25 protein-coding genes and 1 tRNA gene are annotated in these 26,908 nt (G+C 60.7%); 11 read left to right on the top strand and 15 right to left on the bottom strand.

The features are described from left to right. The 4 genes from SOP95_RS12615 (at position 1) to recX (ending at position 2,791) form a co-directional block, all read left to right on the top strand. Complete coding sequence (locus SOP95_RS12615) at positions 1-567, top strand: glycoside hydrolase family 19 protein (protein WP_274073308.1); 567 nt, start codon at positions 1-3, stop codon at positions 565-567. 105 nt (positions 568-672) lie between these two features. Further along, positions 673-1,173, top strand: a complete 501-nt coding sequence (locus SOP95_RS12610) for a CinA family protein (RefSeq protein WP_274073309.1) — start codon at positions 673-675, stop codon at positions 1,171-1,173. Between the two features lie 83 nt (positions 1,174-1,256). Further along, the gene (recA, locus tag SOP95_RS12605; protein WP_008060630.1) at positions 1,257-2,315 is read left to right on the top strand and encodes a recombinase RecA; all 1,059 of its coding nucleotides are present in this window, start codon (positions 1,257-1,259) and stop codon (positions 2,313-2,315) included. 8 nt (positions 2,316-2,323) lie between these two features. Then, positions 2,324-2,791 (top strand): recombination regulator RecX, encoded by a 468-nt coding sequence (gene recX / locus SOP95_RS12600; protein ID WP_274073310.1) that lies wholly within the window; start codon positions 2,324-2,326, stop codon positions 2,789-2,791. 43 nt (positions 2,792-2,834) lie between these two features. Here recX and SOP95_RS12595 read toward each other — a convergent pair whose 3' ends face one another. After that, positions 2,835-3,953 (bottom strand): TIGR00730 family Rossman fold protein, encoded by a 1,119-nt coding sequence (locus SOP95_RS12595; protein ID WP_274073311.1) that lies wholly within the window; start codon positions 3,951-3,953, stop codon positions 2,835-2,837. A gap of 483 nt (positions 3,954-4,436) precedes the next feature. On the opposite strand from SOP95_RS12595, the gene SOP95_RS12590 reads away from it, so the two are divergent. Then, positions 4,437-4,631, top strand: a complete 195-nt coding sequence (locus tag SOP95_RS12590) for a hypothetical protein (protein WP_180203236.1) — start codon at positions 4,437-4,439, stop codon at positions 4,629-4,631. A gap of 1 nt (position 4,632) precedes the next feature. Here SOP95_RS12590 and SOP95_RS12585 read toward each other — a convergent pair whose 3' ends face one another. After that, a complete protein-coding gene (locus SOP95_RS12585; RefSeq protein WP_274073312.1) occupies positions 4,633-5,055 on the bottom strand; it encodes a PA3611 family quorum-sensing-regulated virulence factor in 423 nt (140 codons plus the stop codon). A 183-nt stretch (positions 5,056-5,238) separates the two neighbouring features. On the opposite strand from SOP95_RS12585, the gene SOP95_RS12580 reads away from it, so the two are divergent. The 3 genes from SOP95_RS12580 to SOP95_RS12570 all read left to right on the top strand — a co-directional run bounded on the left by SOP95_RS12580 (position 5,239) and on the right by SOP95_RS12570 (position 7,291). Beyond that, positions 5,239-5,982 carry a tRNA-uridine aminocarboxypropyltransferase gene (locus tag SOP95_RS12580; RefSeq protein ID WP_274073313.1) on the top strand — a complete coding sequence of 248 codons (744 nt, stop codon included), beginning with the start codon at positions 5,239-5,241 and terminating at the stop codon, positions 5,980-5,982. Positions 5,983-6,201: 219 nt separating this feature from the next. Continuing rightward, the gene (gene erdR / locus SOP95_RS12575; protein WP_034149864.1) at positions 6,202-6,852 is read left to right on the top strand and encodes a response regulator transcription factor ErdR; all 651 of its coding nucleotides are present in this window, start codon (positions 6,202-6,204) and stop codon (positions 6,850-6,852) included. Positions 6,853-6,928: 76 nt separating this feature from the next. Continuing rightward, positions 6,929-7,291, top strand: coding sequence for a diacylglycerol kinase (locus SOP95_RS12570; protein ID WP_034149863.1), 363 nt, complete (start codon positions 6,929-6,931; stop codon positions 7,289-7,291). Here SOP95_RS12570 and SOP95_RS12565 read toward each other — a convergent pair. Next, positions 7,288-8,214, bottom strand: coding sequence for a LysR family transcriptional regulator (locus SOP95_RS12565; RefSeq protein WP_274073314.1), 927 nt, complete (start codon positions 8,212-8,214; stop codon positions 7,288-7,290). The two genes, SOP95_RS12570 and SOP95_RS12565, sit on opposite strands and share 4 nt — an antisense overlap. Before the next feature lie 139 nt (positions 8,215-8,353). Here SOP95_RS12565 and fpr point away from each other — a divergent pair, with 139 nt between their 5' ends. Continuing rightward, a complete protein-coding gene (gene fpr, locus SOP95_RS12560) occupies positions 8,354-9,133 on the top strand; it encodes a ferredoxin-NADP reductase (protein WP_008054100.1) in 780 nt (259 codons plus the stop codon). Between the two features lie 128 nt (positions 9,134-9,261). Here fpr and tsaA read toward each other — a convergent pair whose 3' ends face one another. From tsaA to rimO, 6 genes are all read right to left on the bottom strand, one after another. Continuing rightward, on the bottom strand, positions 9,262-9,960 hold the full coding sequence (gene tsaA, locus SOP95_RS12555) for a tRNA (N6-threonylcarbamoyladenosine(37)-N6)-methyltransferase TrmO (protein WP_323607278.1): 699 nt from the start codon (positions 9,958-9,960) through the stop codon (positions 9,262-9,264). 168 nt (positions 9,961-10,128) lie between these two features. After that, positions 10,129-10,899, bottom strand: coding sequence for an SDR family oxidoreductase (locus SOP95_RS12550; RefSeq protein WP_274073316.1), 771 nt, complete (start codon positions 10,897-10,899; stop codon positions 10,129-10,131). A 210-nt stretch (positions 10,900-11,109) separates the two neighbouring features. Next, positions 11,110-11,580: a DUF1456 family protein gene (locus SOP95_RS12545; RefSeq protein WP_103394455.1), complete on the bottom strand. Its 471-nt coding sequence runs from the start codon at positions 11,578-11,580 to the stop codon at positions 11,110-11,112. Between the two features lie 75 nt (positions 11,581-11,655). Next, a complete protein-coding gene (locus tag SOP95_RS12540) occupies positions 11,656-12,366 on the bottom strand; it encodes an rRNA pseudouridine synthase (RefSeq protein WP_274073317.1) in 711 nt (236 codons plus the stop codon). 102 nt (positions 12,367-12,468) lie between these two features. Then, entirely contained in the window at positions 12,469-12,942 is a 474-nt protein-coding gene (locus SOP95_RS12535) for an acetyltransferase (RefSeq protein ID WP_274073318.1), read from the bottom strand. A 111-nt stretch (positions 12,943-13,053) separates the two neighbouring features. Then, a complete protein-coding gene (gene rimO / locus SOP95_RS12530; RefSeq protein ID WP_008052161.1) occupies positions 13,054-14,391 on the bottom strand; it encodes a 30S ribosomal protein S12 methylthiotransferase RimO in 1,338 nt (445 codons plus the stop codon). Positions 14,392-14,683: 292 nt separating this feature from the next. On the opposite strand from rimO, the gene SOP95_RS12525 reads away from it, so the two are divergent. Beyond that, positions 14,684-16,585, top strand: a complete 1,902-nt coding sequence (locus SOP95_RS12525; protein ID WP_274073319.1) for a potassium transporter Kup — start codon at positions 14,684-14,686, stop codon at positions 16,583-16,585. Positions 16,586-16,736: 151 nt separating this feature from the next. On the opposite strand, the gene SOP95_RS12520 is transcribed toward SOP95_RS12525, so the two are convergent. From SOP95_RS12520 to SOP95_RS12510, 3 genes are all read right to left on the bottom strand, one after another. Then, positions 16,737-18,032: a virulence factor family protein gene (locus SOP95_RS12520; protein ID WP_323607277.1), complete on the bottom strand. Its 1,296-nt coding sequence runs from the start codon at positions 18,030-18,032 to the stop codon at positions 16,737-16,739. After that, on the bottom strand, positions 18,032-20,674 hold the full coding sequence (mprF, locus tag SOP95_RS12515) for a bifunctional lysylphosphatidylglycerol flippase/synthetase MprF (RefSeq protein WP_274073321.1): 2,643 nt from the start codon (positions 20,672-20,674) through the stop codon (positions 18,032-18,034). The genes SOP95_RS12520 and mprF overlap by 1 nt, the downstream gene beginning before the upstream one ends. Positions 20,675-20,951: 277 nt before the next feature. Beyond that, positions 20,952-21,028: transfer RNA gene (locus SOP95_RS12510), tRNA-Met, on the bottom strand. A 297-nt stretch (positions 21,029-21,325) separates the two neighbouring features. Between SOP95_RS12510 and dinB the strand changes: the two genes are divergently transcribed. Continuing rightward, positions 21,326-22,387 carry a DNA polymerase IV gene (gene dinB / locus SOP95_RS12505; protein ID WP_274073322.1) on the top strand — a complete coding sequence of 354 codons (1,062 nt, stop codon included), beginning with the start codon at positions 21,326-21,328 and terminating at the stop codon, positions 22,385-22,387. A gap of 91 nt (positions 22,388-22,478) precedes the next feature. Here dinB and SOP95_RS12500 read toward each other — a convergent pair whose 3' ends face one another. From SOP95_RS12500 to SOP95_RS12490, 3 genes are all read right to left on the bottom strand, one after another. Next, positions 22,479-23,435: a hypothetical protein gene (locus tag SOP95_RS12500; protein WP_274073323.1), complete on the bottom strand. Its 957-nt coding sequence runs from the start codon at positions 23,433-23,435 to the stop codon at positions 22,479-22,481. Between the two features lie 17 nt (positions 23,436-23,452). Continuing rightward, complete coding sequence (locus tag SOP95_RS12495) at positions 23,453-25,168, bottom strand: proline--tRNA ligase (protein WP_323607276.1); 1,716 nt, start codon at positions 25,166-25,168, stop codon at positions 23,453-23,455. Positions 25,169-25,310: 142 nt separating this feature from the next. After that, positions 25,311-26,870 carry an AmpG family muropeptide MFS transporter gene (locus tag SOP95_RS12490; RefSeq protein ID WP_274073325.1) on the bottom strand — a complete coding sequence of 520 codons (1,560 nt, stop codon included), beginning with the start codon at positions 26,868-26,870 and terminating at the stop codon, positions 25,311-25,313. Positions 26,871-26,908 lie beyond the last annotated feature (38 nt).

Raw genomic sequence — 26,908 nt, 5'->3', positions numbered from 1 at the left:
ATGCACCTCACCGAGCAACAGTTACTCATGATTTTTCCAGGCGCCCGCACTCAAGCAGGGGCGTTCATCCTGGTCCTCAATAACGCCATGGCGCGCCGTAATATCAGTACCCCCGGGCGCATCGCCGCCTTCCTGGCGCAAATCGGCCACGAGTCCGGGCAGTTGCAGCATGTGCGAGAGTTGGGCAACGAGAAGTATTTCGAGAAATACGATACCGGGGACTTGGCCGAGCGCCTGGGCAATTCTCCTGAGCCCGACGGCGACGGACAACGCTATCGGGGTCGTGGCCTGATCCAGGTCACCGGCCGCAGTAATTATCTGCAGTGCAGTCGGGCGCTGTTTGCTGATGAGCGCTTGTTGCAACAACCCGAACTGTTGGAACTGCCACAGTGGGCCGCCGAATCCGCGGCCTGGTTCTGGGAGCGAAACGGCCTCAATGAACTGGCCGACGGCGATGAGTTCAACCGTATTACCCGACGTATCAATGGTGGCTTGAACGGGTTGCAGGATCGTTTGCTGCTGTGGGACCGGGCAAAGGCCGTGTTATGCCCGCCTGCAAGCCCGTGAGGCCTGTGTCAGAGCGCTTGCCCGCGCACATCTAGATAGTCCGTCACTTGCAAGCGCTACTCGCTCGTGTACGTTAGCCTCATTCCGTCCGATCAGGAGTTGACCGTGAAAGAAATCACTCAGCTGGCCGCTGAACTTGGCAGGCGTCTGCAGGTTCTCAATGCCCACGTCACCGCCGCCGAGTCCTGTACGGGCGGCGGTATCAGCGAGGCGATTACCCGGATACCGGGTAGCTCGGCGTGGTTCGAGGCCGGTTATGTCACCTATTCCAACCGCCAGAAGACGCTTCAGCTGAATGTCCCGACCGAGCTGTTTTCAACGGTGGGAGCGGTCAGTCGGGAGGTGGTCGAGGCCATGGTCCGTGGCGCACAGAAAAAAAGCAGTGCGCGTTTTGCCGTGGCGGTCAGCGGGGTGGCAGGGCCGGACGGCGGTTCTCCCAGCAAGCCGGTGGGCACCGTTTGGCTGGCGTGGGGCGTCGACGACCAGGTGTTCAGCGAGGTACAGCACTTCGCCGGTAACCGCGACGAGGTCCGCCGACAAACGGTGAAGGCCGCGCTAGAGGGGCTGCTTCGCCATGCCGCGGGAGAAATCTCAAATCAGGGGTAGGCGATCCGCAAACGCTGTGGAATAATACTGTCTACTTATACAGGTGTTGGCCGTCAGGCCTTATTGATTACGTGAGGACTTTAATGGACGACAACAAGAAGAAAGCCTTGGCTGCGGCCCTGGGTCAGATCGAACGTCAATTCGGCAAGGGTGCCGTAATGCGTATGGGCGATCAGGACCGTCAGGCGATCCCGGCCATCTCCACTGGCTCTCTGGGTCTGGACATCGCTTTGGGCATTGGCGGTCTGCCAAAAGGCCGCATTGTTGAAATCTACGGTCCTGAATCTTCCGGTAAAACCACACTGACCTTGTCCGTGATCGCCCAGGCCCAGAAAGCCGGCGCGACCTGCGCATTCGTCGATGCCGAGCACGCCCTCGACCCTGAGTACGCCGGCAAGCTGGGCGTCAACGTCGACGACCTGCTGGTTTCCCAGCCAGACACCGGTGAGCAAGCCCTGGAAATCACCGACATGCTGGTGCGTTCCAATGCGGTTGACGTGATCATCGTCGACTCCGTGGCAGCGCTGGTGCCAAAAGCTGAAATCGAAGGCGAGATGGGTGACATGCACGTGGGCCTGCAAGCCCGCCTGATGTCCCAGGCGCTGCGTAAAATCACCGGTAACATCAAGAACGCCAACTGCCTGGTGATCTTCATCAACCAGATCCGCATGAAGATCGGCGTGATGTTCGGCAGCCCGGAAACCACTACCGGTGGTAACGCGCTGAAGTTCTACGCCTCGGTTCGTCTGGATATCCGCCGCACGGGTGCGGTGAAAGAAGGTGATGAAGTCGTCGGTAGCGAGACCCGCGTCAAGGTTGTAAAGAACAAGGTGGCTTCGCCGTTCCGTCAGGCCGAGTTCCAGATTCTTTACGGCAAGGGCATCTACCTCAATGGCGAGATGATCGACCTGGGTGTTCTGCACGGTTTCGTTGAGAAGTCCGGTGCCTGGTATGCCTATAACGGCACCAAGATCGGCCAGGGTAAAGCCAACTCGGCCAAGTACCTGGCGGATAACCCGGATATTGCCGCAACGCTCGAGAAACAACTGCGTGACAAGCTGCTGTCGCCGGCTTCGGTAGCGGACGCCAAGGCTTCTGCGGTAAAAGAGACCGAAGACGATCTGGCTGACGCTGATATCTGATTGATCCGATGACCGCCGTACTCGATACCCTCGTCGCGGTGCGGCGAACCGCAATGGACCTGCTCGCACGACGCGAGCACGGTCGAGTCGAGCTGACGCGTAAACTGCGTCAGCGCGGCGCTCTCCCCGAAATGATCGAAACAGCACTCGACCGGTTGACGGAAGAGGGCTTGTTGTCCGAAGCCCGCTACCTTGAAAGCTTTGTTTCCTACCGTGCCCGTTCCGGCTATGGCCCTTTGCGCATTCGTGAAGAGTTGGGGCAGCGCGGCCTGCAACGCAGCGACATCGAACTCGCCTTGCGCGAGAGCGGCATCGACTGGCAGGAGCAGCTGCAGGACACCTGGCGGCGCAAATTCTCCGGGCACTTGCCTATAGACGCTCGGGAGCGTGCCAAGCAAGGCAGGTTCCTGGCGTATCGGGGATATTCCATGGAAATGATCAGCCGCTTGTTCAGCGGCCGAGGGATGGATGATTGACTGAAACGGCCCGCTATTTCGATAGCGGGCCGTTTTTTTTGCCTCACATGACCTTTACTGGCTCTCGCGTACGCGGCTGCACTGTTGGTTGGTTTTGTGCCCAGTTTTCCGCCAGGTTGATGTAATCCACCAGCTCGCGCAGTCGGCCTTGATTACGGGCGGTGAAGGTGAAGGCCAGTCGCGCCAGGTGACTGAACTGTGCTTCATCGTGCTCTTCGCCGTTGTAGGCATGTTGATGGAATTGATCACTCAGGCACAGGTCGGCGAATGCCTCCTGCATGTGTTCGAGTGCCTGGTCACTGAGCTTGTGGTTCATGCGAATCACGAACTGATGCTTGAGCCAGCGGCTGGAGTGGTAATTGCTGTAGAACTGGTTGATCTGCTCCACCGCTTCTTCGGCACTGTAGACCAGCTTCACCAGCTTCATGTCGGCGGGCAGGATGTAGTGGTTTTCCTCCAGTTGCTGGCGGATGAAGTCCAGCGCGCCCTGCCAGAATTTGCCGCCCGGCGCGTCCAGCAGTACCACGGGCACCAATGGGCTTTTACCTGTCTGGATCAGTGTCAGGACTTCCAGCGCTTCGTCCAGGGTGCCGAAACCACCCGGGCACAACACCAGGGCATCCGCTTCCTTGACGAAGAACAGCTTGCGCGTGAAGAAAAAATGGAAGGGCAGCAGGTTGGTCGTGCCCTGGACGGTGGGGTTGGCATGTTGCTCGAAGGGCAGGGTGATGTTGAATCCCAGGCTGTGCTCAAGGCCAGCCCCTTCGTGGGCCGCGGCCATGATGCCGCCTCCCGCACCCGTGATGACCATCATGTCCGAGCGCGCCAGGGCGGCGCCGAGTTCCCGGGCGAGGCCATACAAGGGATGTTCCACTGGCGTGCGTGCGGAGCCGAAAACAGTGACCTTGCGTCGCCCCTTGAACTGCTCCAGCACCCGGAACGCGTGCTCGAGTTCGCGCAGGGCCTGTAGGGTTATCTTGGCATTCCAGCGGTTGTGGTCTTCCTGGGCCATGCGCAGCACAGTCAGGATCATGTCGCGGTAGATCGGGATGTTCGGGCTATTGGGTGAAACCAGGTTGAGCTGTTCTTCGACCTTGCTGATGAGGTCGTGGCCGCTTTCTTGAAAATGACGGCTCAGGAGGTCATTCGGTTGGTAAGGCATTCAACTTCTCCTTCTGCACAGAGCCATCGGCGTCGACCCTTCAGCGTCTACGCCACGCCACTTCATGTGGCGCTGTCTGCCCAGGCCCATGCCTGGGCGATCCACTTGACCCGACCGGTGATCGAGTCATCCATACCGGCTCTGTTTTTCCCTTGGATGAAAGAAACGTTCGCACAGCGCAAGGTGTAACGGGCGGCACCTTTTCATGCCCTGACAAATGAACGTGGATACCTGAAATCTAGACCCTTGCGATGATTCGTGCTGCCTTGATCATTGCGCCGCAAAGTCTTTCCTGGCAACCGTTTATTGACGATTTGCGAGGTGGTTTCACCGCTCGTCTGAACCCGCCCCGAGTATGCTGTGCTCTGATTTACTAAGTTACAGGTACTACACGACAACTTGGCGTCAAGGGCAGGGCGCAAGGTACAAGCGGTTAAAGGATTTTTCGCTCATTACGAGCGAAGCGCAGGGAGCCGGTAAGCCATGGCCAGGGTCATTCTGGAGATCGATACGCAACTGTATCGATTGCTGAAGTCATCAGCCGAGATCAATCATTTGAGTCTCGAGGAGGAGTGCTGCCGGCGTCTTATGGGCGCGGAGCGGCGTTCACGCTATTTGCAGGCGCTGGTGGCGGAACTGCGCGCCGAGGATGAACAGCGGCGCGCAAAATCCCACTGACTTACTTTTTCTTCTGGGTCGCTTTCGGGCAATCCGATTCCTGGTAGCTGGCAGAGCCCACCGCACGGTTGGTCTTGACCTCGGTGAAGTCATAACGCATGACCGCGCCCTTGGCCATCAGCTTGCGGAAGGACGGGTTGTTGCAGACCGAGGCGCCAAGCTGGAAGTACACGGCCTTGGGGTCGGCGCGCATTTTGTTGGCGTGACTGCTTTGCACGCTCAGGTGGTTGATCAGCGTATTGCCCTCGACCGTGTAGCCCTGATCGAGAATGTCTTCATTGATCGCCCGTGGAGTGCCGACGCTGCTTTGCGTGGCGACGTTGCGCAGCTCTCTGTTCAGATTCTGCTCACTCAAGGACGCAGCCTGAGCGTTGAAGGACGACGCCAGCAGAATGGCAGCGGTGGGAACGATAAGGCGCAGCATGAAACTCTCCTGGGGCAGTGATGGGGGTTTGACCCATCACATGACTGTGCGTTCAGTGGCGGCGAATTATAGGGGCGCGGGCCTGGACGGTACAGGTTTGCTCTGGTGGGTCTGGTAAACTGCCTGCACTTTCACCCTGCGAGTGCTTTTCGTGTCGATCTCTTTTTTCTGCCGTGGCCTGCGATGAACCATGCCCCCAACGCCGTAGCCCGTCTGCGCGACCAGCGCGAAGAGGAAGGCATCAAGCCGATCCAGGCCCGTGGCTGGCGGGCGACTCGTTGCCGCGCGTGCCGCGTGATCGAGAGTCACTGCCTGTGCGCCTGGCGTCCGCAGGTCGAGACCCGCTCCGGAGTGTGCCTGATCATGACCGGCAAGGAAGTGTTCAAACCCAGCAACACCGGCTGGCTGATTGCCGATGTGGTGCGTGACAACCATGCCTTCATCTGGTCGCGTACCGAGGTCGATCAACAGTTGCTGGCGTTGCTGTCCGACCCGCAATGGCAGCCTTATCTGGTGTTCCCGGGTGAATATGTCGCGCCTGAGCGGGTGACTCACAGCGTGGCAGTCGATGACACCCGGCGACCGCTGTTCATCTTGCTGGACGCGACCTGGACCGAAGCCCGCAAGATTTTCCGCAAGAGCCCTTATTTCGACGCGCTGCCGATCCTTAGCCTGTTGCCCGAGAAGCTCTCGCGCTATCAATTGCGCCGTTCCACCCGCAGCGAACACCTGTGCACCGCGGAAGTCGCGGCGTTGTGTCTCGATCTGGCGGGCGATGGCGAGGCGGCATCGGCACTCGATGCCTATTTCGATGTGTTCAGCCAGCATTACCTCGACGCCAAGCGTCAGCTGGAAATGAATGTTTCGACCCCGGCGCACACCGAGTTGATGGCCTATGTTCAGCCAGCAGTGGTATTGATGGACTGATTGTCGCCGATGCTGCAATAAAGTGTGCCGGCCATGTCGCTTGACCACCCCGGTTTCGCTGGGCATGCTTGGCGCCGATTAGGGTGCGGCCAGAGTTTGAAACGCCGTTTTTTGCGTTGAACGTGCCCTGTTGGTGCAGCTCCGTGGCTGTTACCTCGAGTTGTTTTGGCGATGCCCGAATGCATCGGGCGTCCCATGAAGAACAGGATCATTTGAAAAATGGCCACATACGAAATCCTGATTGCCGATGACCATCCGCTTTTTCGTTCCGCCCTGCATCAAGCGCTGACCCTGGGCCTGGGCCCGGATGTGCGCCTGGTGGAAGTGGCGAGCATTGCCGAGCTGGAGACCCGCCTGACCGAAAAGGCTGACTGGGACCTGGTGCTGCTGGATCTGAACATGCCGGGTGCGTACGGTTTTTCCGGGTTGGTGCTGTTGCGCGGCCAGTATCCGCAAATTCCTGTGGTCATGGTCTCGGCCCAGGAAGAAGCGACGATCATGGTGAAATCCCGGGAATTTGGTGCAAGCGGTTTCATCCCCAAGTCCAGCGACCTGAGTGTCATCCAGAAAGCCGTGCGCGCGGTGCTTGATGGCGATGTGTTCTGGCCACCGCAGGCGTTCGAAGCCGTCAGCGTTTCAGATGAAGCCAAGGCGGCGAGCGAAGGCCTTGCCAGCTTGACGCCGCAACAGTTCCGGGTGCTGACCATGGTCTGCGAAGGGTTGCTGAACAAGCAGATCGCCTACGAACTGAGTGTGTCCGAAGCGACCATCAAGGCCCACGTCACCGCGATTTTTCGTAAGCTGAATGTGCGCACTCGCACCCAGGCGGCGCTGCTGCTGCAACAACTTGAGTCAATTTCAAGCCATTAAGCGCTGGCACCTTCACGCTTTTTTGACTTTGGTTAATCTAGCTTTCCCACTCCCTTTTTTGGTCAGTTCCTACTCTATGTCACCTTTCAAAGGCCAGACCGGCCTGAAACGTATCCTCAATGCTTCCGGCTACTCGCTGGACGGCCTGCGCGCAGCCTTCACCGGCGAGGCGGCATTTCGGCAACTGGTGTTGCTCAACGTCATCCTGATCCCGCTGTCGTTCTTCTTGAACGTGAGTCGTGTCGAGCAGGCGTTGCTGATTGCGGTCTGCCTGCTGGCGCTGATCGTCGAGTTGCTCAATTCGGCTGTGGAAGCGGCCATCGACCGCATTTCCCTTGAATTGCACCCGTTGTCGAAAAACGCCAAGGACATGGGCAGTGCCGCGCAATTCGTCGCCTTGACCATGATTGCGCTGGTCTGGGCGGTGATCCTGCTTTAAGCGATCGCTGGCAGGACGATCTCGTCGCTGCGCTGCACCCCGGCGGTGAACGCGCGGCACAGGTCGAGGAATTCACGCATCGCCGAGGTCTGGTACTTCTGCTTGTGCCAGATGAAATAGAACTGTCGCGCCAGGTCCAGGTCCGGGGTCTCCACCGCGACCAGGCTGCCGCGACGGAACGCATCCCGCAGCGCCAGCCGCGAGATGCAGCCTATCCCCAGGCCGGACTCCACGGCGCGTTTGATGGCCTCGGTGTGTTCCAGCTCCAGGCGGATGTTCAGCGCGCTACGGTGATGGCGCATGGCCTGGTCGAAGGTCAGGCGCGTGCCTGAACCTTGTTCACGCAAGATCCAGGCTTCATGGCTCAGTTCCTCCATGGTCGCGGTGCCGCGTTTGGCCAGCGGGTGCTGTGGCGCGCAAAAGACCACCAGCTCATCTTCGACCCAGCTTTGCACTTCGATGTCCGGGTGGCTGCAATCGCCTTCGATCAGACCCAGGTCAATTTCGTAGTGGGCGACCTGTTGCACAATGTTGGCGGTGTTCTGCACATGCAGCTTTACCTGGCTTTCCGGGTGGCGCTGCATGAAACCGCCGATCAACAGGGTCGCAAGGTAGTTGCCAATGGTCAGGGTTGCGCCCACCGCCAATGAGCCGAAACCCGACTTGCCATTGAGCAGGTCTTCGATTTCCTTGGCCTGGTCGAGCAGGGCGACCGCCTGGGGCAGCAGCTGTTTACCCAGGGCGTTGAGGCTCAGGCGTTTACCGGCGCGATCGAACAGCTGGCAGCTGCACTGGCGCTCCAGCTCGGTAATCGACGTGCTCGCCGCCGACTGCGAGAGGTTGAGCAGGCCCGCAGCACGGGAGACGCTTTCCTGCTGGGCGACGGCGACGAACACTTGAAGTTGACGGAGAGTAAATCGCATATCGATATAACCGATAACCCTTATCTTAATAATCCAGTTAACAGATATTGTCGGCGCTATTAGAATGCGATGCAATTGCGCACCGCCGGTCTCTTCCTGAAAGAGCAAGCGCAGACCCAATCTCCAGGAGTCCCCGTACATGAGCAACATGAACCACGAGCGTGTCCTCAGTGTTCATCACTGGAACGACACTCTGTTCAGCTTCAAGTGCACCCGTGATCCGGGCCTGCGCTTCGAGAACGGTCAGTTCGTGATGATCGGCCTGCAACAGCCCAATGGCCGCCCGCTTATGCGCGCTTACTCGATCGCCAGCCCGAACTGGGAAGAGCATCTCGAGTTCTTCAGCATCAAGGTGCCTGATGGTCCGCTGACTTCCCAGCTGCAGCATCTGAAGGAAGGCGACGAGATCATCATCAGCAAGAAGCCTACCGGCACGCTGGTGCTGGATGACTTGAAGCCTGGCAAACATTTGTACCTGCTCAGCACCGGTACCGGCCTGGCGCCGTTCATGAGCGTCATCCAGGACCCGGAAACCTACGAGCGTTTCGAAAAAGTGATCCTGTGCCACGGCGTGCGTTACGTCAATGAAGTCGCCTACCGCGAATTCATCACCGAGCACCTGCCGCAGAACGAGTTCTTCGGCGACGCGCTGCGTGACAAGTTGATCTACTACCCGACCGTGACCCGCGAGCCGTTCGAGAACGAAGGTCGCCTGACCGACCTGATGCGCAGCGGCAAGCTGTTCAGCGACATCGGCCTGCCACCGATCAACCCGCAGGACGACCGCGCCATGCTGTGCGGCAGCCCGAGCATGCTCGACGAGACCAGCGAAGTGTTGAACAGCTTCGGCCTGAAGGTTTCGCCGCGGATGCGCGAGCCGGGTGATTACCTGATCGAGCGTGCATTCGTAGAGAAATAAGCACCAGCAACCGCTTTTGTTTTACCTGTGGGAGCGAGCCTGCTCGCGATGGGGGTGTCAGTCGACATTAATGTTGGCTGTCACACCGCAATCGCGAGCAGGCTCGCTCCCACAGTTGTTTGCGGCGTTCAGGCTTTTGCGGGAATGATTTCAAGGACCCGGATCAGCTCCGGACTCGGATAGTGCCAGCGCACATCCACATCCCAGAACTGCGCACCATATTCCCGTTCCGGCGCAGGCGTCTGGTACGCCGGACGCGGATCTTGCGCCAGGCATTGCTCAATCAGCTCAACCAGGGGCTCTGCAAGGCGCTGAGCATGCCCGTGAGCCTGTTGCAGGGCCGAGTCCGTCCACTGCACGGCGATAAGCGACGGCGCAGCGCTGGCGATACTGTTGCTGGCTGTGTCGATGATGTCTGCATATGGCACGTAGGGTTTGATATCGAGGATCGGTGTGCCATCCAGCAGATCGATCCCGGATATCCACAGGCGATCCGCTTCGACCTTGTCCAGCTTGACCACGGACTGGCCAATGCCATTGGGCCGGTGGGTGGCGCGCGTGGCGAACACCCCCATGGATTTGTTGCCGCCCAGGCGCGGAGGTCGGACTTTGAGTCGTGGCTTTTCCTCCAGGGCCTGGTGGAACAGGAACAGCAGCCACACGTGGCTGACCTGCTCCAGGCCCTGTACCGCGTCCCCTTGATCGAACGGTGCCACCAGTTCCAGTACGCCACGGGCGGCCGGGGCCAGTTGCGGCTGGCGTGGAATGGCGAATTTCTCCTTGAAGCAGGAGCGCACGAAGCCGATGGGGGAAACGCTGTAGGTCATGGTTTGGGGTCGAGGCAGAATTAAGGCGCGCATGATAACCCGTTCGACCAGCATTCAGTTGTGCCTGTGCCGGCCCCTTCGCGAGCAAGCCCGCTCCCACATTTGATATAGGGTACACAGGAGATCAGTGTGGGAGCGGGCTTGCTCGCGAAGGCCGTAACGCCGATTTCAGAGGCTGAACCCACCGTCCAGCGGAATGATGTTGCCGGTCATGTAGGCCCCGGCCGTACTCGCAAGACTGATGGCCAAAGCCGCCATCTCTTCCTCGCGGCCCCAGCGCTTCATCGGGATCAACGCGGTGTCCTGCGCCAATGCCTGCTCATCATTGCCGATATGCTGGGTCATTTTGCTCGGAAAGCGCCCCGGGGCGATCACGTTTACGTTGATGTGCTGGCTCACCAGTTCCCGCGCCAGGATCCGCGACAGTTGATGCAAGGCCGCTTTGCTCGGCCCGTAGGCATACGCCTGTTCGCCAAAGGATGAAATCCCGGCGACTGAACCGATATTGATGATCCGTGCCGGGTTCGCAGGCGAACCCGCCTTGCGTAACAGCGGCAGAAATTGCTGGATGCAGTTGAATACTGACGTCACGTTCAGTTGCATGACCTTTTCCCAGCCCTTGATCGGGTAGCTCTCCAAGGGTGCCCCCCAGGTGGTCCCGGCGTTGTTGACCAGGATATCGAGGTGGGTCATCTGCTCGCCCAGGCGCGTGGCCAACTGCTGTACGCCTTCTTCCGTGGCCAGGTTGGCGGCCACCGCGTGACAGCGTCCGAGCGCACCGAGCTCATCGGCGGTTTGCCGGCAGGCTTCGACATCACGGGCACAAACGTAGACGGTAGCGCCAGCCTCGACATAGGCCTTGGCGATCATTTTGCCGATGCCACGGGTGCCGCCGGTCACCAGTGCGGTGCGGCCTTGCAGGGAGAAGTAGGGATGCATGGCGAATCCTGAGGGCTGAAGGTCATTACACCCTAGTCGTCAGTCGCGGTCAGCGGAGCCATTATTTTTGCGCGGAATGAGGGGTCATACGGCGTCGGCCCTTGTAGGAGCTGGCTTGCCAGCGAAGAGGCCCGAGAGCCTTGCGGCGATCAATCAGCCGCCTTCGCTGGCAAGCCAGCTCCTACAAGGGGTTGCAATCAGCCTTGGGGGTTATTGCGGGCGCACGCGCAGGGTAAGGCCCTTGAGGAAGTTGCGCAGCAACTGGTCGCCGCACGGGCGGTAGTTGGTGTGGCCGAACTTGCGGAACAGCGCGCTCAGCTCAGGCTTGGACACAGGGAACTCGGCGGCCTTGAGGATCGCGTGCATGTCGTCTTCTTTCAGCTCGAAGGCCACGCGCAGCTTTTTCAGGATGATGTTGTTGGTCACCGGCACTTCGATGGGCTGCGGTGGACGGCTTTCGTCCTTGCCGCGCTTGAAGATCACCAGGCCGTCGAGGAAATGCGCCATGACTTCGTCCGGGCAGCGTACGAAGCCTTCCTCGTCTTCCTCTTTCTTGTCGAGGTAGGTCAGCAGGTCGGCCAGGGTCACGTCCATGCCGCCGAGCTTGATGATCTCGATGACTTTCTTGTCGCTGATGTCGAGCATGTAGCGCACGCTGCGCAGTACGTCGTTATGAATCATGGTGTGCAATCCTGATATTCAGCAGTGGGCGCCGCACAAGCCGCGGCGCCAGAATGTGTGGCGGCGTGAGAGGCCTTAGAACTTCTCTTTGCCGGACAGGTAGCGCCATTGCCCCAGGGGCACCTTGCCGATGGACACGCCGCCGATGCGGATGCGGCGGATGCCCACGACCTTCAGGCCGACGGCCTGGCAGAACAGGGCGATCACGCCCGGTTGCGGGTTCTTCATGGCGAAGCGCAGGCGGTTTTCGTTCTGCCAGCTGGCCTTGACCGGCGGCAGTTCCTTGCCCTTGTAGGTCAGGCCGTGGTTTAGGCGGTTGAGGCCGTGTGCAACCATCTCGCCTTCAACCTCCACCACATATTCCTGCTCGATCTTGCTGGAGTCGGCGGTGAGCTTGCGCAGGATCTTCCAGTCCTGGGTGAACACCAGCAAACCGCTGGCATTGGCCTGCAGGTCGGTGCTGGCGGTCAGGCGCTGGAAGTGGCCCTTGAGCGGGCGCTTGCCGTAGCGATGCTCTTCGCTCAGGGTTTCGGCGCTGATGGTCGCCATGGCGCTGTCCGCGTCCATGCCCGCGGGCACGTTGAGCAGAATGGTCACCGGCTCTGGCGCGGTGGCCTTGGCGTCCTTGTCGAGCTCGACTTTCTGGGTGCCGACCTTGAACTGCGGCTCGTCGACGACTTCGCCGTCGACGGTGACCCAGCCGCCCTCGATGAACAGCTCAGCCTCCCGACGGGAACAGCCGACGAGTTCGATGAGGCGTTTGGAGAGTCGAATCGGGTCAGTCATGACAGGGCCGTAACAAAAAAGGGGTGGGCATTGTACCTGCGTGGCGCCGGTTAATCGCGATTCCATTTGTACCATGCGTTTTTTTGTAGGAGCTGTGTTGTGTCAGCCGTTGCGCGTCAGCTGTTGAGCCTGCCGCAAACGCATATGCAACAACGGATAAGGCTGCCCCATGCCATCGACCTCCGAACGACCGATGACCTCGAAGCCCTGCTTGAAGTAAAACCCCAAGGCTTGCGGGTTCTGTTCGTTGACGTCCAGTTGATCGGCGTTGAGGTTTTCCAGGGCATAACGCAGTAACCGTTTGCCCAGACCCTGGCCGCGATGCGCCGGGTCGATGAAAAGCATCTCGATCTTGCCCGCCGCGACTCCGGCGAATCCGGTAATTCGTTGCTGCGAGTCCTTGGTGCAGATCAGCATCACCGCGTCGAGGTAGCGGGTCAGCACCAGGTTCTTCAACAGTTCGATATAGCTGTCCGGCAGAAAGTCGTGGGTGGCGCGGACCGAGGCCTCCCAGACCCTGGTCAATTCTTCGTAGTCGCTTTGTTTCGGTGTGTGAATGACCGAATGTTGGCGCATGCCAGCCTGCCCCTTGGGTTGTTGGAGATGAGAATCCGTTCCTCACCAAACGATAGCCGTAAAAAAGCCCCGCATCTCTCAAGAGAGCAGGGCTTTTCGTATTTTTTGCGTTTAGATCTGTTCAGCCCACAGGTCGTATTCGTCGGCATCGGTCACTTTGCACCAGACCTTGTCGCCTGGCTTCAGGTTGCTGCCGTTGTCGATGAACACGTTGCCGTCGATTTCCGGGGCATCGAAGAAGCAGCGGCCGACCGCGCCTTGCTCGTCGACTTCATCGACCAGCACTTCGATTTCACGGCCGATGCGCATTTGCAGGCGCGCCGAGCTGATGGCCTGCTGGTGCGCCATGAAGCGCTCCCAACGGTCCTGCTTGACGTCGTCGGGGACCACTTCCAGATCCAGGTCATTGGCCGGTGCGCCTTCTACCGGCGAGTACTGGAAGCAGCCGACGCGGTCGAGCTGGGCTTCGGTCAGCCAGTTCAGCAGGTACTGGAAGTCTTCTTCGGTCTCGCCGGGGAAGCCGACGATGAAGGTCGAACGGATGATCAGGTCCGGGCAGATTTCGCGCCAGTTCTTGATCCGCGCCAGGGTCTTGTCTTCGAACGCCGGGCGTTTCATCGACTTGAGGACTTTCGGGCTGGCGTGCTGGAACGGGATGTCCAGGTACGGCAGGATCTTGCCGGCCGCCATCAACGGGATCAGCTCGTCGACGTGCGGGTACGGGTAGACGTAGTGCAGGCGCACCCAGACACCGAGGGTGCTGAGGGCTTCGCAGAGTTCGGTCATGCGGGTTTTCACCGGCGCGCCGTTCCAGAATCCGGTGCGGTACTTCACATCGACGCCGTAGGCGCTGGTGTCCTGGGAGATGACCAGCAGTTCCTTGACGCCGGATTTGACCAGGCGCTGGGCCTCGTCGAGCACGTCACCGACCGGACGGCTGACCAGCTTGCCACGCATCGACGGGATGATGCAGAAGCTGCAGCTGTGGTTGCAGCCTTCGGAAATCTTCAGGTAGGCGTAGTGGCGCGGGGTCAGCTTGATGCCTTGCGGCGGCACCAGGTCGATCAGCGGGTTGTGATCCTGACGCGGCGGCACGACTTCGTGCACGGCGTTGACCACCTGCTCGTACTGCTGCGGGCCGGTCACGGCCAGCACGCTCGGGTGCACGTTACGGATGTTGCCTTCTTCGACGCCCATGCAGCCGGTCACGATGACCTTGCCGTTTTCCTTGATGGCTTCGCCGATCACTTCCAGGGACTCGGCCTTGGCCGAATCGATGAAGCCGCAGGTGTTGACCACCACGACATCGGCGTCCTGATAGGTTGACACCACGTCATAGCCTTCCATGCGCAGCTGGGTGAGGATGCGCTCGGAGTCGACCAGTGCTTTCGGGCAACCCAGTGATACGAAGCCAACCTTTGGATTGGCCGGCGCAGGAGTGGTGGACATGTCTAACCTCGGTGTTTTGTGACGCCGCTTGCCGGGTTGGGCAAAACCGACGGACGGGCGCTTGAACTGCGCCTCTGATCAAAAAGTGCGCAATTCTAGCGATGAGACGTTCACTTGACCAGCTTTATGCAGGGAAATACGACGAGTGCTGCGCTATGCTTCGCGCCGTTGGGCTTTACCGATTTTTTACAGTCAACAAAACGTCTGTAACAGCAAGTAAAACAGCGCATGCTGCATGACAAAGCATAGTGCTTCTTCGCAGAAGCCCGGGTCTGGGTAGTAGGAGTGGTGGATGGGTCAGGCAAGTAGTCAGGCTGAGGGTGCCGGTCATACGGCGGCCAAGCCTATTGGCATGCTGGTCGCGGCGGTCGGGGTGGTTTATGGCGATATCGGCACGAGCCCGCTGTACACCCTCAAGGAAGTCTTTTCCGGGGGCTATGGCGTACCGGTCAACCATGACGGCGTGCTGGGGATTCTGGCGCTGATCTTCTGGTCGCTGATCTGGGTCGTGTCGATCAAGTACATGATGTTTGTCCTGCGTGCCGATAACCAGGGCGAAGGCGGGATCATGGCCTTGACCGCGCTGGCCCGGCGGGCGGCAGCAGGGCACGCGAAATTGCGCACGATCCTGGTGGTCTGCGGACTGATCGGTGCGGCGCTGTTCTATGGCGACAGCATGATCACCCCGGCGATTTCCGTACTGTCGGCCATTGAAGGCCTGGGGCTGGCATTCGACGGCATCGACCACTGGGTGGTGCCGCTGTCGTTGATCGTGCTGGTGGCGTTGTTCCTGATCCAGCGCCACGGCACCGCGCGCATCGGCATCCTGTTCGGGCCGATCATGGTCACCTGGTTTGTGGTGCTGGGGGCATTGGGTGTCCATGGGATCATCCAGCACCCGGAAGTGTTGCAGGCGATGAACCCGGCGTGGGGCGTGCGGTTCTTCGTGGTGCACCCGGGCATGGGCGTGGCGATCCTGGGCGCGGTCGTGCTGGCACTGACCGGTGCCGAAGCGCTGTATGCCGACATGGGCCACTTCGGCCGCAAGCCGATTGCCCGCGCCTGGTTCATCCTGGTGCTGCCGGCGCTGGTGCTCAATTACTTCGGCCAGGGGGCGCTGCTGCTGGGCGATCCGGAAGCCGCGCGCAACCCGTTCTATCTGCTGGCGCCGAGCTGGGCATTGATTCCGCTGGTCGGTCTTTCGACCCTGGCCACGGTGATCGCTTCCCAGGCGGTGATTTCCGGCGCGTTCTCCCTGACCCGTCAGGCGATCCAGCTCGGCTACATTCCACGCATGCACATCCAGCACACCTCCAGCGCCGAACAGGGCCAGATCTACATCGGCGCGGTGAACTGGGCGCTGATGGTTGGCGTGGTGCTATTGGTGTTGGGTTTCGAATCCTCCGGTGCCCTGGCCTCGGCCTATGGCGTAGCGGTGACCGGGACCATGCTGATGACCAGTATCCTGGTGTCGGCGGTGATACTGCTGCTGTGGAAGTGGCCGCCGGTGCTGGCGGTGCCGATCCTGCTGGGTTTCCTGCTGGTGGACGGGGTGTACTTCGCCGCCAATGTGCCGAAAATCGTCCAGGGCGGGGCATTCCCGGTCATCGCCGGTATTGCGCTGTTCGTGTTGATGACCACTTGGAAACGCGGCAAGCAATTGCTGGTGGAGCGTATCGACGAGGGTGGCTTGCCGCTGGAGATTTTCATCAGCAGCATCGCCGTGCAACCGCCGCATCGCGTGCAGGGCACGGCAGTGTTCCTCACCGCGCGACCGGACGCCGTGCCCCACGCGCTGTTGCACAACCTGTTGCATAACCAGGTACTGCACGAGCAGGTGGTGCTGCTGACCGTTGTCTACGAGGATATTCCACGCGTGCCGGCGAGCCGGCGCTTCGAGGTCGAATCCTACGGCGAAGGCTTCTTCCGGGTGATCCTGCATTTCGGTTTCACCGACGAGCCTGACGTGCCGAAGGCGCTGAAACTCTGTCATCTCGATGAGCTGGATTTCAGCCCGATGCGCACCACGTACTTCCTCAGCCGCGAGACGGTCATCGCCTCCAAGCTCGAAGGCATGGCCCGCTGGCGCGAGGGGTTGTTCGCGTTCATGTTGCAGAACGCCAACGGCAATTTGCGCTTCTTCAATCTGCCGTTGAACCGGGTGATTGAGTTGGGGACGCAGGTGGAGATGTAAGATCAAAAGATCGCAGCCTGCGGCAGCTCCTACAGGTGTACACATTCCCCTGTAGGAGCTGCCGCAGGCTGCGATCTTTTGGGGACATCACGCATCCATAAAAAAGCCCCCGCAACCAAAAGGCTGCGGGGGCTTTTTTGTGCGGCTCAGATCACTCCTGAGCTTCAGTTTCCTGCACTTGGCGCTTCTGGATCACACCCACCAACCGCTGTGCCAGGGCCGGGTAGTTTTCGTCGAAGTGGTGGCCGCCGGGCAATTTGATGACTTCGCCCACGGCGGTCTTGTCGGTACAGCCGCTTTCGTCCACTTCTTCTTCACCGTAGATGCACACCACTTTCGCGGCGGGCAGCTTGGCCATTTCCGGGCCGGTGGCGGCTTCTTTGCCGGCGTTGCCGAGCCAGCCTTCGACTTCGATCTCGAAGCTGCCGGTGCGGGCGAAGGCCAGCAGGATAATGGCGTCGACGCGCTGCTGCTCGGACTCTGCCAGGCGGTTGTAGATCGCTGGCAGCACATCGGCGCCGAACGAGTAGCCGGTCAGGATGAAGCGCTTGGTGCCCCATTTCTGCCGGTAGTGCTGCATCAGCTCGGCGAGGTCCAGGGCGCTTTGCTCGGGGCTCTTGTGCTGCCAGTAGTAGCGCAGGGTGTCGATGCCGACCACGGGGTAGCCGATCTTGGCCATCTCGCCCGCCACGTCGCGGTCGAGGTCGCGCCAGCCGCCATCACCCGACAGGAACAGGGTCACGGTGTCCTTGGCCTGGCCGGCGGGCACTTCTACCACTGGAATCTGCAAGCCGCCCGCGTCCTTGTCGCCACCGACCAGCAGTTTGCGCAGTTCGTTATTCAGCACTTGCGGCAGGTTGATGTCGTAGTCGCTGATGCTGGTTTCAGCGTTGGGCTGGTCGCGCACGAAGCCGGCGCTGGTGTCGTCCGGGTTGTCGTTCCACGCCACTAGCCAATGGCCATGGGCGGCGCTTTTCGGCAGCAGGTGGGTGCAGCCGGGTTTTTCCAGGGCCAGGTCCACCGACACGGCCTGGGCCTTGTCGTTCTTCTGCTCGGACAACCAGCGCCAGGCCAGCACCGCGCCCGGGCCGATGCCGCTGACCAGCGTGGCCGGGCCTTTCAGTTCCCGCAGGCCCGACTGCAAGGCACGGCTTTGCAGCAGGCAGTCCTTGGGCAGGATCACCTGGACAATCTCTGCCGAACCGCTGCGGCTCAGGGTCAGCAATTGCTTGTCGCTGAGTTTCTGTTCTTCATTGACCGCCACCAACACCTGAGCCTTTGCCGTGGTGCCAGGGATAACCCGGGTCATCGCGGCGCCGTCGTTCGGGGTCAATTGCTCAAGGGTCGGTTCCGGTGCCGGGCGTTTGAGGTACCAGTAGCCACCACCGAGAATCAGGGCAACCACTACCAGGGTGCCCAGTACATAGCGCAGGGAGCGTTGAATCATCAGCGTTTCACCAATCCAGTCAAGCCGCCCGCGATCAGGGCGGCAGTGTCGGCCAAGGCAACCAGCGGATCGAGTCCGGCGGGCACGGCCATATAACGGGGTTCCCAGTCAGGCTGGAACTTGTCTTTGAAGCGGCGCAAGCCTTGGAAGTTGTAGAGCTGCTCACCACGGCGGAAGACCATCGAGCCCAGTCGCTGGGTCAGCGGTGCACCACGCCGGGGTTGCAACCCCGACAACGGCACCATGCCCAGGCTGAAGCGCGCGTATCCGTGACTCTTATAATGTTGGATCAGGCCGACCATCATGAACTCCATGGTCAGCTTGGGGGCGTCCGGGTGTGCGCGCATCAGGTCGAGGCTGGCCAGGTCATGGCCGTAGGTCTCGAGCAGGTTGGCGAACGCCACCGGGCGTCCTTCGAAACGGATCACCGCAATGCGAAAGTGCTTGAGGTAATCGTCGCTGAAGCGGCCGAGGGAGAAGCCTTTCTCGCGCACGTTCTTGCCGGTCAGCCAGGCATCGGAAATTACCTTGAGTTCATCCATCGGCGCCTGGCCCGGCTCATGGATCTCCAGCGACAGGCCGTCGCGGGTGCCACGGTTCCAGGTGTAGCGCAGGTCCTTCATCTCCTTGCCCTTGGCCTCGAGGTCAAAGCGCACGAGATCGACCCTGGCCTCTTCGCCAAGCTTGATCGCGGTCAGGCCGATGTCCATGTAGTACGGCAGGTTCTCCGCGCGCACTTGATAGAACACGGGGCGGGCGTGATGGATGTCGCACAGGTCGCGGAACTGCCAGATCATTTCCGCCCGTTGCTGCCCCGGACCGATCGGGTCATACAGTGCGACAAGGCTGCGGCCGCGGCGGGCGTACATCAGGAACGCCTCGTCGTTGGGGTGGAACAGCAGCGCCTTGTCGCCGGTCAGGGCCAGGCCGCCATCCGGCTGGGCGGAGGCCATGAGGATCTTGCTCGCGCGCGCAAGCTCATCGGGTGTCGGCAGGTGGATCACCGGGCGAGCGGTGCGCAGCAACCAGGTCAGGGACACCACCACCAGCAGGACCGCCGCGCCGAGCAGCGAGCGCAAGCCACGGGGGGCATCGGCATCGAGGGTGAACTGCCACCAGAGTTGGTGGCTGTACGGAACGTCCTGATAGGCGAACAGCAGCAGCCACATCGAGGCGCCGAGCACGCACACGCTGGCCACCAGGTAAAGGGGCGAGAACGGCAGTTCGGTCAGGCGGCTGGGGCGATAGAACGAGCGGCGGAAAACCCCCAGCAGGCTCGCCGTCAGCACCATCAGAGTGGCTTCCTCCCAGTCGAACCCTTTGAGCAGGGAGAGCAGGGCGCCGACCAGCAGCAGAATGGTGGTCAACATCCACGCCGCCGACAGGCGACGACGCAGGCCCTGGGCCAGCAACAGGCACAACACGCCGATCAGGCTGGCGCCAAAGTGCGAAGCGTCGACCAGGCGGTGCGGGATCAGAAAGCCGATGTGTTCAAGGCGCGTGTCGATTTCCGGGGTCGCGCCGGAGAACAGCAAGACCACGCCGGACAGGAAGACCAGCACCGCCAGGATAGGCGCGGCCAGGCCGGAAGCGGCGCGCAGGGTCTGGCGAGTCTGGAACAGACGCTGGCCTTCACTGATCAGCAGGAACAGGCAGGCCACCAGCATCGGCAGCACCACATAGATCAGGCGATAGAGCAGCAGGGCGGCAGCCAGTGGTGCGGCGCCGAGTGTGTCGGAGAAGGCCGCGAGCAAGATGGCTTCGAACACGCCGACCCCGCCCGGCACATGGCTGAGCACGCCAGCGGCCAGGGCCAGCAGGTAAACCAGGAGAAACGCGCCGAACGGCGGCGCCTCCGGCAACAACAGATAGAGCACGGTGGCGGCGGCGGCCACGTCCAGTGCGGTAATGATCAGTTGGAGGAAGGTCAGGCGGCGCCCGGGCAGGCGCAAGGTGCGGCGGCCGATCCTGACCAGCAGGTTGTCGGCGTAGGGTTGTTCCGGCAGGCGACGGCGGTAGATGCCGATGGCCAGTACCGTGAACAGCAGCAACACAGCCGTCGCCAGGGTGCCCAGCAAGACTTGCGAAAGCCCCAGGGCGGCGGAAGCGTCGGGCAGGTCGCTGAGTGTCGCCAGCGCGGCGAGCGGGGGCAGGGCGCAGCCGAGCGAGAGGCTGGCGAACAGTGTCATGCGCGCGACTTCGGTCGCCCCAAGGCCATGGCGCGCATACAGGCGGTAGCGAACCGAGCCGCCGGACAGCATCGAAAGGCCAATGGCATTGCCGATGGCAAAAGCGGTGAAACCGCCCAGTGCCAGGGTTCGCGGGGCCAGGCTCACGCCGGCGTAGCGGCTGGCGGACCATTCGTAACCCAGCAAGATGATGAAACCGACGACGGTAGCGCCCAGCGCGCCCAGCAGTGCCGGTTGCGGAACCTCGAGGATCGAGTCGTGCAACGCGTTCAGGTCGAGCTCGCTCAACAGGTGACGACAGGCAATCAGCGCGATGGTGAACAACAACAGGGTGACCGCCAGGCCGATGGGTTGGCGGTATTTGCTGATTCGATCAAGCAAGCGCAGGCGTTGCGCCTTGATCGGTTGTGTCGCTGTGACGGTGTCTTGTGGATCAGACGAGTTGGCGCGCATCAATCACCTCTTGGATTGTGCGCGACAGGATGGGGGTATCCAGCCAAGTTACCAATCCCTGTAGAAAAAAATAATCACAAATATTAACGCCCGGCACCGAGTCCCGGTAACGGTTCGTCGACAGTCGTAGAGGGCTCAGCCTGGGATTGAGCATAGTCGGAACTCAGTGAATCGGTGACCCGGAGGGCTCACTGAAGAGTGACAGGTCATTGTTGCGAAAGGACTTTTTCAACAGATACAAAAAAGGCCACTCTTTCGAGTAGCCTTTTTTGATGTTTGGTTGCGGGAGCCGGATTTGAACCGACGACCTTCGGGTTATGAGCCCGACGAGCTACCAGACTGCTCCATCCCGCGTCTGTGTTGGCCATTCTATAGAAATACGCGGGTGTGTCAACCTGCTATTTTGATAAAACCTGTTCCTGTTCAATCGCTTAGCTGTAAATTGCCGCACTCTGGAGGCCTGAGAGGCAGGCATGGCAAGGGCTGCGGCTCTATTGGAGTGAACTTCTCGATTGAGAAAATAAATTTCTGGCCGGTTCCAACGAATGAAAAAGATCCGTCCGGGTACTGGTGCTATATACAGTTGTCAGTGAGATACTGTTTTTCCTACACCGCGTGACGCTATTTCTACTTCATGAACACCGCGTTGAAATGACCCAGCGAAAGATCATCCACGTCGATTGTGACTGTTTCTACGCCGCCATCGAGATGCGGGACGACCCGCGCCTGGCTGGAAAACCCCTGGCGGTAGGCGGGTCGGCGGACCGGCGCGGGGTGATTGCCACCTGCAACTATGAAGCGCGGGCCTATGGCGTGCGCTCGGCCATGTCCTCCGGGCATGCTTTGAAGCTGTGCCCGGACCTGACGATCGTGAAGCCGCGCATGGAAGCTTATAGAGAAGCGTCCAGGGAAATTCACACGATCTTTCGCGATTACACCGAGATCATCGAGCCGCTTTCCCTGGATGAGGCCTACCTCGATGTGTCGGACAGCGCGCATTTTGGCGGCAGTGCGACGCGCATTGCCCAGGACATTCGCCGGCGCGTCTCCAATCAGTTGCACATCACCGTCTCTGCCGGGGTGGCGCCCAACAAGTTCCTGGCCAAGATCGCCAGCGACTGGAAAAAGCCCAACGGCTTGTTTGTCATCACCCCGGATCAGGTCGAGGCGTTTGTCAGCGGCTTGCCAGTGAGCAAGTTGCACGGGGTGGGTAAAGTCACCGCCGACAGGCTGGGCAAGCTCGGCATCGTCGACTGCTCGCAGCTGCGTGAGTGGAACAAGTTGGCGCTGGTGCGCGAATTCGGCAGTTTTGGCGAGCGACTCTGGAGCCTGGCCCGTGGGATCGATGATCGCCTGGTGCATAACGACAGTCGCCGCCAGTCCATCAGTGTCGAAAACACCTACGACGTCGACTTGCCGGACCTGCGCAGCTGCCTGGACAAACTGCCGGAACTGCTGGAAACCCTCGCATCGCGCATGGCGCGAATCGACAGCAGCTATCGGCCGGGCAAACCCTTCGTCAAAGTGAAGTTCCATGATTTCACCCAGACCACGCTGGAGCAGGCCGGGGCAGGGCGGGATCTGGGCAGTTATCAGTTGTTGCTGACCCAGGCGTTCAACCGTGGAGGCAAACCGGTGCGGTTGTTGGGGGTGGGGGTGAGGCTGGAGGATCTGCGGGGTGGGTTCGAGCAGATGGAGTTGTTTGAGCGTTAAAAATCAAAAGATCGCAGCCTGCGGCAGCTCCTACAGGGGAATGTGAACCCCTGTAGGCGCTGCCGAAGGCTGCGATCTTTTAACAGGTGCCTCAGTTCGGTCGGGGATCCGCCGCCACCAGTCGCCCGGCATCCTTGGTCAGGGACTTGAGGAATTCGGTCTGCAACTCCGGATCGTTGCGGGTCAGCTCGATCAGGCTTTGTTCCAGCTCGGTGGCTTCTTCTTCCAGGCCCAGCTCCGACAGGCGCTTGACCCGGTGCACCCACTGGCTCACTTCGTCGTCTTCAAGGTCGTCGTAAATCAACCCGTGGGCTTCGAGCAACTTGCCGCGCAAGGTGCTGCTGACGGCCAGCGACGAATCGCTGTGCACATCGTCCTTGGCGTCCTGGACGTTGATCTGCAGCTTGCTCAGGTGGTTGAGGTCATGTTCGGCGAACGGGCTGTCCAACAGGTTCAGGCGCAATACGCCATTCTTGTCGGTGCTCATCTCGAAGGTTTCCTTGCCGGCCTTGACTTCGACCGGACGCTCGCTCCAGGGCAGGCTCGAATACTCCGTGCGCTTGTCGAGCTGGACTTCGTCGATGCCGGCCAGGTTCTGCTGGGCGCGTCCATGGGACTGCACGTTCATGAACGGGTTGAGCCCGGCGAAGCCGTAGCTGAACCAGTCCCGGGTCATGCTGTCCGGCAGATTGCCCAGGGCGAACACGTTGGCCACATTGGCGCCGACACCGGCCACCACCGCGACCGCGCCCAGCGGGATCTCATAGACCTCCCGCCAGGGTTGGTACGGGGTGTAGCGATCGTAATGGCGGGTGACCTCGAACTCGGTGACTTCAAAAGTCTTCTGCTCGTGGATTTTCACCCGGCGTTGCGGCAGCTCAAGCACCTTGGGCTCGCCAACATCGATCTGCAGGCTGTGATCGAGCAGTTTGCGCTCGACACGTTCCTCGTGCTCGCTGCGTTGTGACATGTGATTGGCACAGCCGCTGACCAGCAGGGCGCCGCACAGGGCGGCACCACCGAGGCCTAAGGTGTTTCGCTTGAACATGACGTCTCTATCTGGTTTCAGCGGCGGATACGGGCCTGAAGGAAAGGCAGCACGTCGGCGACCGGCAGCGCTTGCGGCTCGGCCTCGGTACGGCTCTTGTACTCCAGGTTGCCTTCGGCAAGACCGCGGTCGCTGACCACGATCCGGTGAGGAATGCCGATCAGCTCCATGTCCGCGAACTTGATGCCCGGGCTGGTTTTCTTGTCGCGGTCGTCCAGCAGCACTTCGAAGCCGGCGGCAGTCAGTTCTGCATACAGCTTGTCGGTGGCTTCGCGAACCAGTTCGGTTTCGTAGCGCAGTGGCACCAGGGCGACCTGGAAGGGCGCCAGGGTGTCGCTCCAGAAGATGCCCTTGTCGTCGTTGTTCTGCTCGATGGCAGCCGCGACCACGCGGGACACGCCGATGCCGTAGCAACCCATTTCCAGGGTGACCGGCTTGCCGTTCTCGCCCAGCACTTCGCACTTCATCGCCTTGCTGTACTTGTTGCCCAGCTGGAAGATGTGCCCGACTTCGATGCCGCGCTTGATTTCCAGGGTGCCCTTGCCATCCGGGCTTGGGTCGCCGCTGACCACGTTACGCAGGTCGGCCACGGTCGGTACTGGCAGGTCGCGTTCCCAGTTCACGCCGAAGTAGTGCTTGTCGTCGATGTTGGCACCGATGCCGAAATCGCTCATCAGCTCGACGGAGCGGTCGATGATGATTGGCAGCGGCAGGTTCAACGGGCCCAGGGAACCGGCGCCGGCGCCAATGGCGTCACGCAGTTCGGCATCGCTGGCCATGACCAGCGGGCTGGCCACGCCTGGCTGGTTCGCCGCCTTGATTTCGTTCAGTTCGTGATCGCCACGGATGATCAGGGCAATCAGCTTGCCTTCTTCCTCAGCGTGCACGATCAGGGTCTTGATGGTCTTCTCAATCGGCAGATTGAATTTTTCCACCAGCGCGGCAATGGTCTTGGTGTCCGGCGTGTCGACCAGGCGCAGTTCTTCGGTCGCAGCGGCGCGCGAGGATTCGCGTGGCACGGCTTCGGCCTTCTCGATGTTCGCCGCGTAGTCGGAACCGTTGCTGAAGACGATATCGTCTTCGCCGGACTCGGCCAGCACGTGGAACTCGTGGGAACCGGCGCCGCCGATGGAGCCGTTGTCGGCTTCCACAGGGCGGAACTTCAGGCCCAGGCGGGTGAACACGTTGCAGTACGCCTGGTGCATGCGGTCGTACGTAACCTGCAGCGAAGGCTGGTCAGCGTGGAACGAATAGGCGTCCTTCATGATGAATTCGCGGCCGCGCATCAAACCGAAGCGTGGACGGATCTCGTCACGGAATTTGGTCTGGATCTGATACAGGTTGATCGGCAGCTGCTTGTAGCTGCTCAACTCGTTGCGCATCAGGTCGGTGATGACTTCTTCATGGGTCGGGCCTGCGCAGAAATCGCGACCGTGGCGATCCTTGAAGCGCAGCAATTCAGGGCCGTACTCTTCCCAGCGCCCGGATTCCTGCCACAGCTCAGCCGGTTGAGTGCTCGGCATCAACACTTCGAGCGAGCCGGCGGCGTTCATTTCTTCGCGAACGACGGCTTCGACCTTGCGCATCACTCGCAAGCCCATCGGCAGCCAGGTGTACAGGCCCGAGGCGAGTTTGCGGATCATGCCGGCGCGCAGCATCAGCTGATGGCTGATCACGACCGCGTCGGAAGGCGTTTCTTTCTGTGTGGCAAGCAAAAATTGACTGGTGCGCATGGTTGGCCGTTATCGATTGCTGATGACGAGAAATGACGGAGCATTGTACGGGCGAGTTCCGCTGGCGTACAGGCGTGCGGTCGGTGCGGTGGCAGCAGGACGGAATTGACTCCGTCCTCTGTAGGAATTCTGCGGGTGTTTCCTAGGATTCTTCAACGACCTGGGTCGGAACCGGTTCAGGCGTTGGTGTCGGACCGGCGCGACGGTTCTCCTGGAACCAGTGCAGGGCGATCAGCAGCAGCGTCGGAACGCCCAACAGGGCGGTGATCAGGAAGAAATTGTGATAGCCAAACTTCTCTACCATGACCCCCGAATAACCACCGATCAGGCGCGGCAACAAGAGCATGATCGAACTGAGCAGGGCGTACTGGGTGGCGGAGAACTTGAGGTTGGTCAGGCTCGACAGGTAGGCGACGAACGCCGAGGTCGCCAGGCCCGAGCTGAAGTTGTCCAGGGAAATGGTCAGGATCAGCATGTTCAGGTCGGCGCCCATGTCGGCGAGCATCAGGAACAATATATTGGTGCCCGCCGACGCGACACCGCCGATGAACAGGATCGGCAGGATGCCAAAGCGCACGATCAGCAGGCCGCCCATGCCGGCGCCCACCAGGGTCATGATCAGGCCGAAGATCTTGCTGACGCTGGCGATCTGGTCCTTGGTGAAACCCATGTCGATGTAGAACACGTTGGCCATCACGCCCATCACCGTATCGGACATCCGATAGGTGGCGATCAGCCCCAGCAGCAGCAGCGCTTGCCAGCGATAACGCAGGATGAAGTCGTTGACCGGCGTCAGCACCGGCGCCAGGCCCCGGCGGCCCATGGCCGACAGGCACAGGGCGGTGAGCGTGGTGTAGAGGATGGCGCGCAGGAACGCGCGGTCTTCGAGCAGCAGGTCGAGCAGGCTCACGCCTTCGAACAGCACGCTGGCAAAGTCGGTGTTGTACAGCTGGGTAAACATGGCTGGCACGGACACCAGCAGCACGATCAGGACGAACACCGAGGCCAGTTGATGGACGAAGCTGTAGCGCCCGGCTTGCAGTTGCGTACGCAGCGGTACGGCAGGTTCGCGCATGAACAACGAAGTGAGCAGCGCCGGGACCATCAGGGCGCCGAACAACAGGTAAGTGCCGGCCCAGGCCGAATGCTTGTAGTTGAAGCCGGTGGAGCCGAAGCCTTCGGCGAAGAACAGCGCGCCGGCCGTGGCCAGCAGTGCCGCGATGCGATAGCCGGACATGTAGCTGGCGGCGAGCGCCGCCTGGCGACTGTCGTCGGCGATTTCCAGGCGGTAGGCATCCACTGCAATGTCTTGCGTGGCCGAGGCGAAGGCGACGACCACCGCGATGGCGATCAGCCAGGACAAATGCTTTTGCGGGTCACAGAAGCCCATCCCGACCAGGCCGAGAATCACCAGCCCTTGCGACAACACCAGCCAGGAACGGCGTCGGCCGAGTTTGCCGAGCAACGGCAGGCGCCATTGGTCGAGCAGGGGCGACCAGACCCATTTGAAGGCATACGCCAGGCCGATCAGGCTCGCGTAGCCGATGGTTTCGCGCGCCACACCGGCTTCACGCAACCAGACCGAAAGCGTCGAGAACACCAGCATGTAGGGCAAGCCGGCGGCGAAACCCAGCAATAACAGTACAAGCGTCGAAGGGCTGGCATAGGCAGCAAGCGCGGCGCGCCAGGTTTTACGGGGCATGGGCTGGAGTCTGCCTCAAGAAATACGGAAACAAAGCG

It is taken from the genome of Pseudomonas sp. YuFO8, assembly GCF_035065025.1.
In the GTDB taxonomy this organism is placed as follows: Bacteria; Pseudomonadota; Gammaproteobacteria; order Pseudomonadales; family Pseudomonadaceae; genus Aquipseudomonas; species Aquipseudomonas putida_AE.
The sequence above is the reverse complement of the archived record's forward strand: the minus strand, read 5'-3'. Positions and strand labels throughout refer to the sequence as shown.